Annotated in this window: 12 protein-coding genes; 9 read left to right on the top strand and 3 right to left on the bottom strand. The window is 70.5% G+C overall.

The features are described from left to right. The first annotated feature begins 78 nt into the window (after positions 1-78). Positions 79-585 (top strand): sigma-70 family RNA polymerase sigma factor, encoded by a 507-nt coding sequence (locus tag B5F85_RS08925; RefSeq protein ID WP_087316474.1) that lies wholly within the window; start codon positions 79-81, stop codon positions 583-585. Then, complete coding sequence (locus B5F85_RS08920; protein WP_087316473.1) at positions 569-1,609, top strand: DUF4179 domain-containing protein; 1,041 nt, start codon at positions 569-571, stop codon at positions 1,607-1,609. Before B5F85_RS08925 ends, B5F85_RS08920 begins: the two co-directional genes overlap by 17 nt. A gap of 238 nt (positions 1,610-1,847) precedes the next feature. Here B5F85_RS08920 and B5F85_RS10705 read toward each other — a convergent pair whose 3' ends face one another. Both B5F85_RS10705 and B5F85_RS08910 read right to left on the bottom strand, forming a co-directional pair. Then, on the bottom strand, positions 1,848-3,338 hold the full coding sequence (locus tag B5F85_RS10705) for a bifunctional alpha/beta hydrolase/GNAT family N-acetyltransferase (RefSeq protein WP_158094593.1): 1,491 nt from the start codon (positions 3,336-3,338) through the stop codon (positions 1,848-1,850). A gap of 125 nt (positions 3,339-3,463) precedes the next feature. Then, positions 3,464-5,485 (bottom strand): class I tRNA ligase family protein, encoded by a 2,022-nt coding sequence (locus B5F85_RS08910; RefSeq protein WP_087316471.1) that lies wholly within the window; start codon positions 5,483-5,485, stop codon positions 3,464-3,466. Between the two features lie 295 nt (positions 5,486-5,780). Between B5F85_RS08910 and B5F85_RS08905 the strand changes: the two genes are divergently transcribed. From B5F85_RS08905 to queA, 4 genes are all read left to right on the top strand, one after another. Further along, complete coding sequence (locus B5F85_RS08905) at positions 5,781-6,326, top strand: DUF3267 domain-containing protein (protein WP_087316469.1); 546 nt, start codon at positions 5,781-5,783, stop codon at positions 6,324-6,326. Then, the gene (locus tag B5F85_RS08900; protein ID WP_087316467.1) at positions 6,323-6,922 is read left to right on the top strand and encodes an epoxyqueuosine reductase QueH; all 600 of its coding nucleotides are present in this window, start codon (positions 6,323-6,325) and stop codon (positions 6,920-6,922) included. Before B5F85_RS08905 ends, B5F85_RS08900 begins: the two co-directional genes overlap by 4 nt. A 126-nt stretch (positions 6,923-7,048) precedes the next feature. Then, complete coding sequence (locus tag B5F85_RS08895; RefSeq protein WP_087316466.1) at positions 7,049-8,023, top strand: magnesium transporter CorA family protein; 975 nt, start codon at positions 7,049-7,051, stop codon at positions 8,021-8,023. A 264-nt stretch (positions 8,024-8,287) separates the two neighbouring features. Continuing rightward, a complete protein-coding gene (queA, locus tag B5F85_RS08890) occupies positions 8,288-9,454 on the top strand; it encodes a tRNA preQ1(34) S-adenosylmethionine ribosyltransferase-isomerase QueA (RefSeq protein ID WP_087316464.1) in 1,167 nt (388 codons plus the stop codon). 43 nt (positions 9,455-9,497) lie between these two features. Here the strand turns inward: queA and B5F85_RS08885 are convergent, their stop codons facing one another. Further along, complete coding sequence (locus B5F85_RS08885; protein ID WP_087316463.1) at positions 9,498-10,715, bottom strand: hypothetical protein; 1,218 nt, start codon at positions 10,713-10,715, stop codon at positions 9,498-9,500. Positions 10,716-10,945: 230 nt separating this feature from the next. Between B5F85_RS08885 and B5F85_RS08880 the strand changes: the two genes are divergently transcribed. From B5F85_RS08880 to recJ, 3 genes are all read left to right on the top strand, one after another. After that, complete coding sequence (locus tag B5F85_RS08880) at positions 10,946-11,218, top strand: HPr family phosphocarrier protein (RefSeq protein ID WP_087316461.1); 273 nt, start codon at positions 10,946-10,948, stop codon at positions 11,216-11,218. Between the two features lie 214 nt (positions 11,219-11,432). After that, positions 11,433-12,572: a tRNA guanosine(34) transglycosylase Tgt gene (tgt, locus tag B5F85_RS08875; RefSeq protein ID WP_087316459.1), complete on the top strand. Its 1,140-nt coding sequence runs from the start codon at positions 11,433-11,435 to the stop codon at positions 12,570-12,572. 163 nt (positions 12,573-12,735) lie between these two features. After that, a partial coding sequence (gene recJ, locus B5F85_RS08870; RefSeq protein ID WP_143786166.1) for a single-stranded-DNA-specific exonuclease RecJ occupies positions 12,736-14,491 on the top strand: 1,756 nt, incomplete at its 3' end.

Here is a 14,491-nt window from a genome sequence, read left to right as displayed (position 1 = left end):
CGCCCTTCTCGAGTAATCCTGTCAGCTTCCGGCCCCTCGTGCGTATCGTAGGTAGAGACGACGAGGGGAGGAGGGGACATGCGCGCGAAGAAGCGGGCCGTTCGGCTGGTCAACGACTACGCCGACCTCATCTTGCGCCTCTCCTACGCCTACCTTGGCTCGAAGGCCGACGCAGAGGACGTCTGCCAGGAGGTCCTGCTCAGGCTGCTGGGCCGCGCCGAGGCCTTCGAGGGCCCCGAGCACGAGCGCGCTTGGGTGGTGCGCGTCACCGCCAACCGCTGCAAGGACCTGCTGCGCCGCCGCGCCTCGCGGCCGACCGTCGCGCTCGACGAGGTGGCGGAGCCCGCCGCTCCCGAGACCGTCGACGCCCGCGCGCTCCCCGCGCTCGTCTTTCGCGCCGTCATGCGCCTCCCGCTCGAGTACCGCGAGACCATCTTCCTGCGCTATTACGAGAACTACTCCGTTCGTGACATCGCCCGGGTGTGCGGCTGCAGCGAGGACGCGGCCGCCGCGCGCCTGAGCCGCGGCCGCGCAAAGCTGAAGGTGCTGCTCAAGGAGGTTGGTTACGATGAAGAAGACCTTTGACGCGTATCGGGAGGGCCTCGACGCCCTGTCCTTCTCGCCCGTCGAGAAAAGCGTGTTGGTCAAGGGGTTGGTTGCCGCGGCCTCGTCGCGCCGGCGCCCCTGGGCCGCGCGCGCCGCGGCGGCTGCCGGCATCGTGCTCGTTCTGGGGGCGGGCGCGGTCACCGCCTATGCCACGGGCGCGCTCGGGGCTGCGGCGGAGTTTCTCCAGGACGTCTTTGGGATGGGGGAGGAGCAGGTCGAGGACGTGTCCCGCATGGCGGGCGTCGCCGGGGCGTCGGCGACCGACGGCGGGGTCACGGTCTGCGTCTCCGCCGTGATCGGCGACGACACGTTCTACGCCGTCGTCTACACCCTCGACCCGAATGACCCCGCGCTCTTCGACGACGTCGAGCGCTTCGAGGATGGCAAGGTCGGTCTGGCGCTGGGGCCTGAGGGGTCGTTCTTCCCGCTCGTCTCCGGCAGCGATTCCGGCGGCATGAGCTCCTACTTCTACGACGCCGACCCCGAGGACCCCGCCCTGCAGCTCGTGCAGCTGTGTTGGGCCCAGACGGAGGGAGGGCTCGCCGGCCAGACGGCCCACGTGACCCTGCATGACCTCTATGGGTGGGGCGACGAGGGCCGCTCGGCCGAGCCGATCGCCGCGGGGACCTGGGAGCTCGACGTGCCGCTTGAGTACGAGGACACCTCCGTGGAGCTGGCGAGCGGGCTCGAGACCACCTACAACGGCTGCGACGTGACGATCGAGCGGCTGACGCTCTCCGCGATCGGCGTCCACGTCGAGTACACGCTCTCGGGCGAGCCGCTCGAGACCAGCCGGCAGGGCTGGGAGCTCAGCATTCCGGTTGTGGTCACGCTCGAGGACGGCCCCTCCATCGATGCCACGTGGTCCGGCGGCGCCGGCGAGACGCTCGAGGCGGGCGGGACGGCTCGGATGTCCAAGGGCATGGGCTTCGACCGGATCATCGACGTCGAGGACGTCGCGAGCGTGCGCGTGGGCGACCTCTGGATCGAGCCGGGCGCGTAGGCGGCTTCGGAGCGCCCCTTCCGCGCGGCGGTCCCGGCGACTCGGGGCCGCCGCTCTTCGCGCTCGCCGGGGGTGTGCGCACGCTTTGGCCTTGTGTACACGACCCGGCGTTGTGCGCACTTCTCGGCAGCTCGTCTACCTGCGAGTTTGCTGAGAAGGAACTTTCGGGCGGTGTACACGACGCCGGGTCGTGTACACAACGCCGAGGAGCGCAGGGCGCCGAGAAGAACGCGCCGTGCTACAGCTCCAGCTCCCAGAGGTTGGACCAGCCGGGCAACGGCAGCCCCGGGTATGGGAGCCAGATCGGGCGGTGGCGCGTGAGGCCGCGGCTCGCGTAGAGCGCGTTGGCGGGCACGTTGGCGACGTTCGTGTTGAGGCGCACCACCTTGGCGCCGAGCTCGCGAGCGGCGAGGGTGCCGGCGGCGATGAGGGCGTCGGCGACGTGGCGCCCGCGCGCGGCGGGGTCCACGGCCAGCAGGTGCCAGCCGGCGACGTCCCTCTTTGCGTGCCGCCTCCAGCCGGGCCCGCCGAGGCCGGAGCCGTGGCCGGGTGCGCGACCGTTGCCCATGGCGGCGTCATGGTTCACCGCCACCGCGCCGAGCAGGGCGGCGTCATCGGTGGGCCTGTCGTTTCGGACCGAGCTCGCCTCGAACGCGCCCCAGTACGCGCCGGCCGCCAGGAGCTCGCGCGCCATGCCGGCAGGCGGCCAGACGTCCTGGACCCAGCCGGACGTCCCGGGATCGGCGTCCACGCGGCGGTAGAGCTCGTCGAGCTTCTCGGCCCAGAGGCCCGAGACGGGGATGCGACAGAAGGCGAGGTCGGCGGGCGGCTCGACGACGTGCGCCTCGTGGCACTCGTCGTTTCTCGCCACGCAGGCGAAAAGCTCGCGCGCCACGGCCTCGGGCGCCATCTTGGGCAGGTTGTGGTCGATGCCGGGCTCCACGACCTTGATGGCGCCGGGGATCGCGTCGACGATGCGGCCTGTCTCCTCGGGCAAGATCTCGTCGAACTCGCCCACCATCACGGTGACGGGACAGTCGATGCCCGCGAGCGAGGCGGCGTCGATCTGCGGGTTTTCGACCATGAGCTGCAGCAACTCGGCGATGCGGGCGGACTCGACGGGGGAGGGGACGGGCGTGCCGTCCTCGAGCTCGGCGCCCTCGTGGCCCTCCTTCGCCCAGCGGCGGTTCTCCGCGGCGGCGAAGGCCATCCAGTCGGTGTCCTCCTTCGGCAGGCCCGCGGGCGTGAGGTTGGCGCCGAGGGCGGTGAGGGAGAGGACGTGCGCGCCCCAGTCGCGCGCGAGCAGAAGTCCCAGGATGCCCCCGTCGGAGAAGCCGAGCACGTGGACCTGCGGCACGCCCAGCCGCGCGCAGACCTCGATGGCGTCGTCGGCCATGAGCTCGTAGGTGAGCGGGGCCGTGCCGCGCGTGGAGGCGCCTTGCGAGCGGGAGTCCACCGCGATGACGGAGCGCCCGCTCGCGCACACGGCGTCGATCACGGGACCAAAGATGCCGTGCTCCTCGCCGTTTCCGTGCAGCATGAGCACGGGCGGCACGCAGAGGTCGATGCCGAAGGGCGTCCCCGGCGCGTCCGTCACGCCCTCGGGCGCATACGTCCAGGCGACGATGGTCGCCCCGTCCGGCATGGGGCATTCCACGCGCGCCACGAGCGGGACGGTCGGCAGCGCGTACGGACGCGGTACGTGCACGGGCGGCGGCATGACCAACATGTAAGTCCCTTCGATAGAAAAGGTCGATCCGGTGCGGGCGGGGCGAGAAAGTCCGCCGCGAGTTCTTGCCGCGCCCTTTGCGGCAAGCTGTCTGAGCGCCGGACCTTCTCGCCCCGCCCCTCTCGCTACTTGGGGCGAACCTGCGACGGGTGCTTCTCGAAGAAGTCGAAGCGCGGGGGCAGGGGGACGATCTGGTGCTGCTCGGGTGTCTCGCCACAGGCGGCGGCCAGATCGGCCGGGCCGTCGAAGGCGTGTTCCCAGGAGAAGAAGAGCTCGGGCGAGAAGCCCATGTGCTCGCAGATCTTCTCGCACCCAAAGGGTACGGCCGGATGCATGAGCAGCGCGGTCGCGCGCAGCGCCACGAAGGCGTCGGCGAGCGCGGCCTCGTAGGCGGCGTCGTCGCCCTTGGCGGCCTTGGAGGCGTCGTCCCAGCGCTTGTTGGCGGCGCGGGCGTACTCCTCGGCGACGCCGAGCGCACCATGGGCGTCGAACTCGTAGGCGCGACGCTCGAAGGCGAGGATGGCGTCGCGCGCGGCCTCGACGGCCTCGGCGGCGGGGGCGACGGCGGGCAGGTGCGCGTCGCAGACGTTGGCGGCGCCGTAGAAGCAGCTGCGCGCCAGGCGGTTGAAGATGTTGGTCAGGAAGGCGCTCTCCTTGAGGGCGGGGTCGACCACGCGCGGGTCGTCGCGGACGAGCACGTCCTCGCCTGTGGCCTTGTCCTTGTGGGAGACCGAGGTGTCAAAGGCCTTGGGGTTGAAGGAGACGGCCTTCTGGTCGAGGCCCAGGGAGAGCCAGTGCGCGCGCAGCTGCTCGGGCGTGTAGGCGTCCAGAAGCTCCGCGGCCATCGGCGGGGCGATCTTGCCGGAGCTCGAGGCCTTCTTGTTCATGAACAGGATGTGATAGTTGGCCACGGGGACGTCCTGCGTGAGGCCCCAGTCGAGCGCCTCCCAGAGGGCGGGCTGCGCCACGCAGTAGAAGTAGATGTTGTCCTGGCCGATGAACTGGTAGACGCGGGCGTCCTCGGAGCACCACCAGTCGTGCCAGTCACAGCTGGAGTAGCGGCCCTCCGGCGCGAGCCCGAGCGCCGTCTGCGTGAAGGAGATCGGCGCCCAGAGGCTCTCGGGCCACACCCACACGGTGAGGCCGGAGCTGCCCTCGAGGTCGGGGGCGGGCACGCCCCAGTCGATGTTGCCGGTGATGCGCAGCGGCAGCAGGCACTTGCCGGTGCGGAAGCGCACGCCGGCGGCGTCGAGCTTCTCGCGGGCCTCGTCGCGCTCCTCCCACCCGGCGAAGGTGAGCGAGAACGACTGCTGGCCCTTCTCGGCCTCGGCGAGCGTGTGCGCGGGAAGATCGGCGGCGACGGTGTCGTACGCCTCGCGGAACTTGGTCTGGACGTAGATGACGGGATCGACGAGGCTCTCGCGAACGGTCTTGGTGACGACGGCGCGGACCTGCGGGTCGAGGTCCCACTCGTCCATCAGGCGCTCCAGCTCCTCGCGGAAGGCGGGCAGGTCGAAGTACCAGTTGTCGACCGGGCGCAGCTCGGGCGTGGTGCCGGTGAGCTGCGAGACGGGGGCGATGAGCTCCTCGGGGTCAAACTGGTGGCCGAGGTCGCACTCGTCGGCGTAGGCCTTCTCGGACTTGCAGCCGCGCACGGGGCAGCGGCCCTGGACCTGGCGGCCGTTGAGGAAGGTTCCGGCCTCGACGTCATAGAACTGGCGCGTGGTGCGGCGGTGCAGGTAGCCGCGCTCGTGAAGGCGGCGGATCAGCTCGTCGGTCAGGCGGGCGTGGGCGTCGCGCGCGGGCTCGAGGCCCGATCCCGCGAAGAGGTCGAGCGAGATGCCGTAGGCGTCGAGGGCCGCCTTCTGCGCGTCGTGGTTGACGCGGACGTAGTCCTCGATCGTCCCGGTGTAGCCCTCGTTCTCGACCTTCTTGCGGAAGCCCTCGGCGATGGGGGAGCCGTAGCAGTCGGTGCCGGAGACGAAGAGCACATTCTCTGCCCCGATGCGGTCGCGCAGGAACCGCGCGAAGAAGTCGGCGGGGACGAAGACGCCGCCGATGTGGCCAAAGTGCAGGTTCTTGTTACCGTAGGGCATGCCGCCGGTGATGACGGCGCGGCGGGGGAAGCTCGGGCGGGTGTCGGGCATGTGCGCTCCTTCGAGGACGGTTTCAGCGCCCCTATTCTCGCACTTCTTGGCGGGGGCGCAAAATGCGATGGACGGGGACGTCGAGTGGGGCCGCGTTGGCAGTTTTGGCGCCAAGTGCACGTTGCGCCAGAAGTCCCGCCAAAAACTGCGCGAGATTCTCAGCAAAAGCCCAGATGGCCGAGCATCGAGAAGGGGTCGCCGCGGCGTCTCCGAGCGCAGGGAGCACACTTCGCGGAAATAGTGCCAACAGGGCGGCGCCCGGCGTCCCTGGATGGCGATTGGCTAAGATGGTGCCATGGAGACTGTCGAGACCCTTGACATACTCACCGACCCAGACCTGCAGCGACGGGTGCTGCGCCTGTCGCTCGCCTGCGCGGGCGTGACGGCGGCGGTCGTCGCGCTCGTCTTCTTGCTCGGCTTGGGCGAGGGGGTCGGCGTGTGGTGGTGGGTCGCGCTCGTGCTAGGCGCCCTCGTGCCGCTGCCCGTCCACGAGCTCGTCCACGGCGCCGCCTTCAAGCTGCTGTGCCCTGGCTGCCGCGTTTCCTTTGGCCTCAAGGAAAGCTTCCTCTACACCAAGACCGACGGCGCGACCGCGCGGCGCTGGCGCATGGTCGTCGTGCTGCTCGCCCCGGCCGTGCTCGTGACCGCCGGCGTCGCCGCGCTCGCCGTCGCCGCGGGGTGCCCCGCGCTCGCGACCCTCCTCGCCGGCCTGCACCTCGCCGGCTGTGCGGGGGACCTCACGATGGCGGCCGCCGCGCTTCGCGAGCCCCGCTGCACGCATGCGCGCGACACCGAGACCGGCCTCGACCTGCTCCGCGATCGCAGGGAGGGCCTCCGATGACCCCGCTTCTGCTCCACGCGTGCTGCGGGCCGTGCTCGCTCGAGCCGGTGCGCCTGCTGCGCGCCGAGGGCTTCGAGCCCACGATCTGCTGGACCAACCCCAACATCCAGCCCGTCTCCGAGTGGCGGCGCCGCCTCGACACGCTGCGGGCCTGGGCCGACGAGGTCGCCCACGTGGAGGTTATCGTGGCCGGCGAGGACCGCGCCGCCTGGGAGCGCGCTGCCGCGCCGGCCGGCTTCGACCGCGAGCGACGCTGCCGCGCCTGCTATGCCCTGCGCCTTGAGGAGGCGTGCCGCGTCGCGCGCGAGCGGGGCTTCGATCACGTCTCCACGACCCTCGTCGTGTCCCCGTACCAGCTCTTCGACGCCTGCGGGGAGATACTCGCCGCGATCGCCCCGCGCCATGGCCTCACGCCCGTGTGGCGCGACTTCCGCCCGTACTACCCCGAGGCCACGCGCGAGTCCCGCGAGCTGGGGATGTACCGTCAGAACTACTGCGGCTGCCGGTTCTCTGCCGCCGAGGCCGCCATCGAGCGCCACGAGGCGCGCGACGCCCGCAAGGCCGCCAAGGCCGCCGCGCGAGCGACCTCGGCGTAGGCCCCCGCCCGCCTCCTGTTGTAAGGATTTGGCAAGCGCGACCGCCCGGCCTTCTCGTCCCCGTTGGGTTGGGCTACCGTGGTGGGGCCCGCAAACCCCCTCGAGGCGAGAAGGACGGTGTTGAACATGATCGAGTGCCTGCTTACCGGATCCGACGGAACCATCGAGAGGGTGGAGGCCCCGTGTCCGGGGTGCTGGGTCAACGTCGTCGCCCCCACCGAGGGCGAGCGCTCCTGGCTCGAGAGCGAGCTCGGCGTGCTGCCCGAGTTCGTCCTCTCCGCCCTCGACGAGGAGGAGACCTCCCGCGTCGACTACGACGAGGACGCCCGCCAGATCTTCGTCATCGTGGACTACCCCGTGGTCGACGAGGAGGGCGGCGCCGTGCGCGCCTCGCTGCCCCTGCAGTACGACACCATGCCGCTCACGCTCGTCTTCCTTCCCGAGAAGAGCCTCTTCGTCACCATCAGCATCCATGAGAACGAGGTCGTCTCGGACCTGCGCGGCGGCCGCGTCCGCGGCGTCGACACGCGCTACCGCACGCGCTTCCTGCTGCAGGCGCTGCTGCACATCAGCCAGCTCTACCTCGTCTACCTGCGACGCATCGATCGCCTCTCGTCCAACACCGAGGCCCGCCTGCACGCCTCGGTCAGAAACGAGGAGCTCATCCAGATGCTCAACCTCGAGAAGTCGCTCGTGTACTTCTCGACCTCGCTCAAGTCCGACGAGGTGACGCTCAACAAGATCGCGCAGGGCCGCATCATCCCGCTCTACGAGGACGACCAGGACCTGCTCGAGGACGTGCTCGTCGAGGTGCACCAGGCCATCGAGATGGCCAACATCTACTCCAACACGCTTTCCGGCACGATGGACGCCTTCGCGAGCATCATCTCCAACAACCTCAACATCGTGATGAAGGTCCTCTCCGTCATCACGATCGTCATGGCGATCCCCAACATCGTCTTCGGCTTCTACGGCATGAACGTGGAGCTGCCCTTCGACGGCGTCCCCCTCTTCGACAACTGGGCCTTCCCACTGCTTTTGGCCGCGATCGGCTGCCTGGTGGCGGCCCTGATCTTCAAGCGCAAGGGTCTCTGGCACTAGGGGGAGGGCCCTCGGTGCGCCTGTGCCCGACGAGAAGGTCCGGCGCTCAGACAGTCCTCGCCGCAAAGAGCGCGGCTGCGGAACTCGCGGCGGACCTTCTCGTCGGGCACGGGCGTAGGCCGGCCGCCGCGTCTCCCAACGGGCGACTTCGCGCAGCGAGCGAGCGTAGCGAGCGCTGAGCCCGTGGGAGGCGCGGCGGCCGGCCGGTGGGGCCGGTCCGGGAGTGCTATCGTAGAGCGCTGGAAAACCGCCGAAAGGACACTCATGCGCACCGATGACTTTGACTACCCGCTGCCCGACGAGCTCATCGCCCAGGCCCCGGCCGAGCCGCGCGACTCGTGCCGGCTGCTCGTGCTCAACCGCGAGGACGGGTCCGTCGAGCACCGGCGCTTCTCGGACGTCATCGACTACCTCGAGCCCGGGGACCTGCTCGTGGCCAACCGGACGCGCGTCATGCCGGCGCGGCTCGTGGGTCGCAAGCGCGGGACGGGAGGTGTCTGTGAGACGCTGCTGCTCAAGCGTCGCGAGGACGTCGATCCCCTCGGAGGCGTCTGGGAGTGCCTCGTCAACCCCGGCAAGAGGCTGCGCCAGCCCGGCACCGTGATCGAGTACCGGGCGGGGGGCCTTCACGCTCCCGAGTCCGCCCCGGTCGTGCTCACCGGCGAGATCGTCGACTTCGTGGAGGGCAGCAAGGGAGGTCGCCTCGTGCGCTTTGCCCCGGTGGGGGAGGGCGCAGACGGTGCGCCCCGCACGCTCGACGAGGCCATCCACGCGGCGGGCCACGTTCCGCTGCCGCCCTACATCACCCAGTACGAGGGAGACCCCGAGAAGTACCAGACGGTCTACGCCATGGCCGAGGAGCACTCGGCGGCGGCTCCCACGGCCGGGCTCCACTTCACGCCCGAGCTCATCGAGCGAATCCGCGAGAAGGGCGTGGGCTGGGCCACGGTCGAGCTCGAGGTGGGCATCGACACCTTCCGGCTGGTCACCGAGGACGACCCTGCCAACCACGTCATGCACACCGAGCGCTACCACGTGCCCCAGGAGGTCGTCGACGCCGTGCGCGCGACCAAGGCGGCGGGGCGTCGCGTGATCGCGGTGGGCACCACGTCCGTGCGCTCGCTCGAGAGCGCCTGGGAGCAGGGCGCGGCGCCGAGCGAGCCACCCGTGGCGGCCCGTCGCTTCGAGTCCGCGGTCGGCTCCGGCGACATCGTGGCGCGTGAGAACGCGACCACCAACCTCTTCCTCATGCCCGGGTCGGACTTTCACGTGGTGGACGCCATGATCACGAACTTCCACGTGCCGCGCTCGACGCTCATGATGCTCGTCTCGGCCTTTGCCACGCGCGACCAGATCATGGCCGCCTACCACGAGGCGATCGAGGAGCGCTACCGCTTCCTCTCCTTCGGCGACGCCATGCTCATCGTGTAGGGGGGCGGCAGCCCCCGCGCCGCCCGCTCGCGCGCGCCCGTGACTAGCGCGTGACGATGAGGGCCACGATCGCCACGATCACCACGACTACGGCGACGGCCGCCGCCAGAAGCACAAGCCTTGAGCCGCGCGTGCTCGTGCGCAGGCTCCGCTCGCCCTCGGCCAGCTCGTCGACGACGCCCTGCTGGGCCTCGATCTCGGCGCGCTGCGCGGCGACGCTCGCCCTCAGGCGCTTCGTCTCTTCGGGGGTCGCGTGGACCTCCTCGGCCTCGTCGAGCAGCGCCTGCGCCTCGTCGTGGCGCTCGGCGGCCTCGTCGTGGGCCGCCTTGGCCTCCTCGGCCTCCTTGCGCAGGGAGGAGATCTGGTCCTCGAGGTCCTCCTCGGCGTCGCGCGCCCTGGCGAGGCGCTCCTCGTAGTCCTGCTTGCGGCTCTCGTACTCCCGACGGGCGGCGTCAGCCTCGCGCTGCGCCTCCTCGAGGGACTTCTTCTGCGTCCAGAGGTGGGTCTGGGCCGCGTCGACGGCGGACTGGGCGTCGCGCGTCACGACGGAGACCTCGGCACGGGCCGCCTCGACGTGCGCGAGCTCGGTGGTGACGTCGTCCTGCAGCTGCTTGACGGCGCCGGCGGCGGCGTGCCCGTCGCGTGCCTTGCGCAGCTCCTCCTCGACCTTGCGCAGGCGCGCCTGGGACGAGTCTATGGCGCGGTTGGCAGAGGAGATGCTCTGCTCACGGCGCTCCGCGGCGTCCTTGGCCTGGCCCTCGGCGGTGCGGACCGCGCGCTTAGCCTCGGAGACGCCACGCGAGGCCTCCTCGGAGCGGCCGCGGGCCGTCTCGGCGAGGCGCTTGTAGGGCCTCAGCTCCTCCTCGTTGTTCTCCCGTAGCTGCTCGAGCTGCTCCTCGAGGGAGGCGGCCCGCTGCTCGGCGCGCTCGACGAGCTCGCGCTGGCGCGAGATCTCCGCCTTCGCCTCGGCGACGGCGGCGCCCTGCTCCTCGACGATCTGCTCGTAGGTCGCCGCGACCTCGTCGCGGCGCTCGAGCGCGGCCTCGTCGGCTTCGAGCGCCTCGGTCATCTCGCGCAGCCTCGCGCGTGCGGAGGAGTGCCGGCGCGCGGCGGCACGGACGTCGCGCACGGCGTTGACCCCCTCCCGCAGCCGGGACGCCGCGCTCTGGGCCGCCCCGCGGGCGGCGACGAGGGCGTCGTCGGCCGTGCTCGAGGGGCTCTTCTCCTGCGGCTCCTCCGGAGCGCTCTGGCGATCTTCCATGGTGAACCCCTCTCCGCCGGGCGTCTTTTCCTCCCGGCTCGCAGCCTTGTCCCTATTGTGCCCCATCTACCGCGCACCCCGCCAAATCAATCCGTTCAGCCCATCACTTTGTAACCTTGGCAGACAACGTCAGCCAAACGATGGTTCGTTTGCTAATATGTGTCCTGTGTTTTCGGGGGTATCACAGATAGTCCCCCTTAGTTGGGAAATCTGGAAAGGGAGTTCACAGCATGGTTTCTAAGCAGACGAGCATCATCAACGCCACCGGTCTTCACGCGCGTCCCGCGTCCGTCTTCGTGACCGAGGCCAAGAAGTATCAGTGCAACGTCACCATCAAGAACGTTGACAAGGACTCCGCTCCCGTCAACGCCAAGTCCATCATGATGATCCTGGCCGCCGGCCTCGGCACCGGCACCAAGGTCGAGGTCGCCTGCGACGGCACTGACGAGCAGGAGGCCCTGGACGCCCTCATCGCCCTCATCGACTCCGGTTTCGGCGAGTAGGCGCAACCAAAACCACATCGGTTCGGCCCGGCGTCCCTGCGGCGTCGGGCCGTTTTGTGTAGGATGGGGTGCCGTGCTTTCGACTATGGTCGGCTGGCGAGAAGGACGTGAGGTCCGCCGCGAGCTCCGCGGCCGCGTCCTTTGCGGCGAGGACTGTCCGAGCGCCGGACCTCACGTCCTTCTCGCCAGCCGACCTCCCATGAGCGGAGACAACATGGACCAGACCCTCTTCACCTACGACATCCTCGCCGAGGACCCCGGCACCCACGCGCGCACGGGCGTCCTGCACACCCCGCACGGCGACGTCCCCACGCCGATCTTCATGCCGGTGGGCACCAAGGCCACGGTGAAGGGCCTGCTCCCCTCCACGCTCGAGCAGATCGGCACCAAGATCTTGCTCGCCAACACCTATCACCTCTCCATGCGCCCCGGCGCCGACCTCGTGGCCGAGATGGGCGGCCTGCACGACTTCATGGGATGGCACGGCCCGATCCTCACCGATTCGGGCGGCTTCCAGGTCTTCAGCCACGAGGAGTTCTTCAAGCTCTCCCGCGACGGCGTGCGCTTCCGCGCCGTGGACTACGACGGCCGCTGGGTCACGTGGACGCCCGAGGAGAACATGGCGATCGCGCAGAAGCTCGGCGCGGACATCGTGATGCAGCTCGACCAGTGCGTGGGATATCCGGCCCCGCGCAGCAAGGTGGAGCGCTCCGTCGAGCTCTCGAGCCTGTGGGCCGACCGCTGCTACGCCGCTCACACGCGCCCAAACCAGGCGCTCTTTGGCATCGTCCAGGGCGGCATGCACCTGGACCTTCGCCTGAGGAGCCTGCGCCACCTCGAGGAGTCGGGTGACTATCCCGGCTACGGCATCGGCGGGTACTCGGTGGGGGAGGACCACGACACGATGTTCGAGTCCCTCGCGCCGCTCGTCTCCGAGCACATGCCCCGAGATAAGCCCCGCTACCTCATGGGCGTGGGCAACCCCACGACGCTCGTGCGCGGCATCGCCTGCGGCGTGGACATGTTCGACTGCGTCCTGCCCACGCGCACGGCGCGCACGGGCTCGGCGTTCTCGAGCGAGGGCAGGCTCAACTTCCGCCACGCGCGCTTCGCCCACGACCACGGCCCGCTCGACCCGGCGTGCTCCTGCCCCACGTGCACGGGCGGCTTCAGCCGCGCCTATCTCCACCACCTCGTGCGCCAGAAGGAGATGCTGGGGTCGATCCTCATCTCGCAGCACAACATCTTCTTCCTGCTCGACCTCATGCGTCGCGCCCGCGAGGCCATCTCCGCGGGGACCTACGCCTCGTTTCTCTCGGACTGGATGGACTCGCCGGCGGCGCAAGACTGGTAGCGCCCGCGCCGCCGCCGGGCCCGGGGCGGCGGCGCTTCTCGCATGGGGTATCATGAAGGCGATCAACACGGCGCCTAGCGCCCCTCGAAGAAGAGGCAACATCATGAGAACAACGTTGCGAGAAGAGCGCGCGGCCGCGTGCCGCGCGGGAAGTGACCGCTAGATGGCGCGTCTTTTGGGCGGCGGCCGCTGGGCGGTGCTGCCGCTTGACGCCGAGGCGGAGCGCAGGCTCGCCGGCGAGCTCGGCGTCCCGGCTGTCGTCGCGCGCGTGCTCGCCGCCCGGGGTATCGTCGACCCCCGCGCGGCGCGGGCGTTTCTTGAGCCCTCGCTCGAGCGCGACTGGGCCGACCCCCTGTGCATCCCCGGCATGGCGCAGGTCGTCGAGCGCGTGGGCCGCGCCCTCGACGCTCACGAGACCATCGCCGTCTTTGGCGACTTCGACGTCGACGGCATGACCTCGACCTGCCTGCTCACGCTCGCGCTGCGCCGCCTCGGGGCGAAGGTCCACCCCTTCATCCCCCGGCGCTTCGGCGAGGGCTACGGGCTCTCCCGCGAGGCGCTCGCGCGCGTCCGCGCCGCCTGCGACCCCGACCTGGTGGTGACCGTCGACAACGGCATCGCCGCCGCCGAGGAGGTCGCCTGGCTCACCGCCGAGGGGGTCGACGTCGTGGTGACCGACCACCACGAACCCTCCGACCTCGTCCCCGAGGGCGTTCCCGTGACCGACCCCAAGCTCTCGGCCGACTGCCCGTCGCGCGAGCTCGCGGGCGTGGGCGTGGCCCTCAAGCTCGTCTGCGAGCTCGGCGGCCGCCGCGGCATGCCCGACCTGTGGCTCGACTACCTCGACGTCGCGGCGCTCGGGACCCTCTCCGACATGATGCAGCTGACGGGCGAGAACCGCGCGCTCGTGGCCGAGGGCATCGCCTGCATGCGCCGCTCCACCCGCCCCGGGCTCGCGGCGCTTGCCGCGACGGCGGGGCTCGACCTTGCGACCGTCGGCGCCGACTCGCTGCCCTTCTCGCTGATCCCGCGCCTCAACGCCGCGGGACGCATGGACTCCACGGACGTGGCGCTCGAGCTCCTGCTCACCGACGACGTCTCGGACGCCACGATCCTCGCCGGCCGCCTCGAGGCCATCAACGCCGAGCGCCGCGAGACCGAGGCCGCGCTCGCCGAGGCCGCGCTCGCCGAGGCCGAGCGCACCCACCGCGACGGCGACCGCGTGGTGGTCGTGGGCGGACGGGGCTGGCACGAGGGGGTCAAGGGCATCGTCGCCTCGAGGCTCGTGAGCCGCTACCACGTCCCCGCCATCGTGTTCACCATCGCCGAGGACGGCGTCGCCCGCGGCTCGGGCCGCTCGGTGGGCTCGGTCGACCTCTTTCACGCCGTCGAGCAGTGCTCGGACGTCCTCGTGCGCTTTGGCGGCCATGCCGGCGCGGTGGGCGTGACCTGCGAGGCGGCGCGTCTCGACGAGTTCCGCTCTCGCCTCGGCGCCGTGCTCGACGCCCTCCCGGACGAGCAGTTCGTCGACGTGGGCGAGGTCGCCGCCCTCTGCGAGCTCGGCGAGCTCACCGTGGAGTCGCTCGACGCCCTCGAGATGCTGCAGCCCTTTGGCCAGGGCAACAAGAAGCCTCTGCTCGCGGCCCGCGGCGTGGGCATGCGCGGGAGGGCGCTCGTGGGCTCTGACGGGGCGCACCTGCGCTTCACGGCGACCGACGCCACGGGCTCCGTCGCGGCCATCATGTTCCGCGTGCCCGACCCGGAGCGCGCCGTCTCCTGGGAGGGCTCGTGCGACCTCGTCTTCGAGGCGGTGAACGAGACCTGGCAGGGAAGGACCAAGCCCAAGCTCATGGTCCGCGACATCATCTATCGTGACGACCCCGGCGGCGGGGGGCTCGACGGGGTCGTCACGATAGATG

It is taken from the genome of Olsenella sp. An293 (assembly GCF_002159495.1).
Classification (GTDB): Bacteria; Actinomycetota; Coriobacteriia; order Coriobacteriales; family Atopobiaceae; genus Thermophilibacter.
Note: the sequence above shows the minus strand (reverse complement) of the source record. Positions and strands in the feature narration are given on the sequence as shown.

Coding starts and splice junctions, on each gene's coding strand:
- B5F85_RS08925 (WP_087316474.1), top strand. CDS start 79: ATGCGCGCGAAGAAGCGGGCCGTTCGGCTGGTCAACGACTACGCCGAC.
- B5F85_RS08920 (WP_087316473.1), top strand. CDS start 569: ATGAAGAAGACCTTTGACGCGTATCGGGAGGGCCTCGACGCCCTGTCC.
- B5F85_RS10705 (WP_158094593.1), bottom strand. CDS start 3,338: ATGTTGGTCATGCCGCCGCCCGTGCACGTACCGCGTCCGTACGCGCTG.
- B5F85_RS08910 (WP_087316471.1), bottom strand. CDS start 5,485: ATGCCCGACACCCGCCCGAGCTTCCCCCGCCGCGCCGTCATCACCGGC.
- B5F85_RS08905 (WP_087316469.1), top strand. CDS start 5,781: ATGGAGACTGTCGAGACCCTTGACATACTCACCGACCCAGACCTGCAG.
- B5F85_RS08900 (WP_087316467.1), top strand. CDS start 6,323: ATGACCCCGCTTCTGCTCCACGCGTGCTGCGGGCCGTGCTCGCTCGAG.
- B5F85_RS08895 (WP_087316466.1), top strand. CDS start 7,049: ATGATCGAGTGCCTGCTTACCGGATCCGACGGAACCATCGAGAGGGTG.
- queA (WP_087316464.1), top strand. CDS start 8,288: ATGCGCACCGATGACTTTGACTACCCGCTGCCCGACGAGCTCATCGCC.
- B5F85_RS08885 (WP_087316463.1), bottom strand. CDS start 10,715: ATGGAAGATCGCCAGAGCGCTCCGGAGGAGCCGCAGGAGAAGAGCCCC.
- B5F85_RS08880 (WP_087316461.1), top strand. CDS start 10,946: ATGGTTTCTAAGCAGACGAGCATCATCAACGCCACCGGTCTTCACGCG.
- tgt (WP_087316459.1), top strand. CDS start 11,433: ATGGACCAGACCCTCTTCACCTACGACATCCTCGCCGAGGACCCCGGC.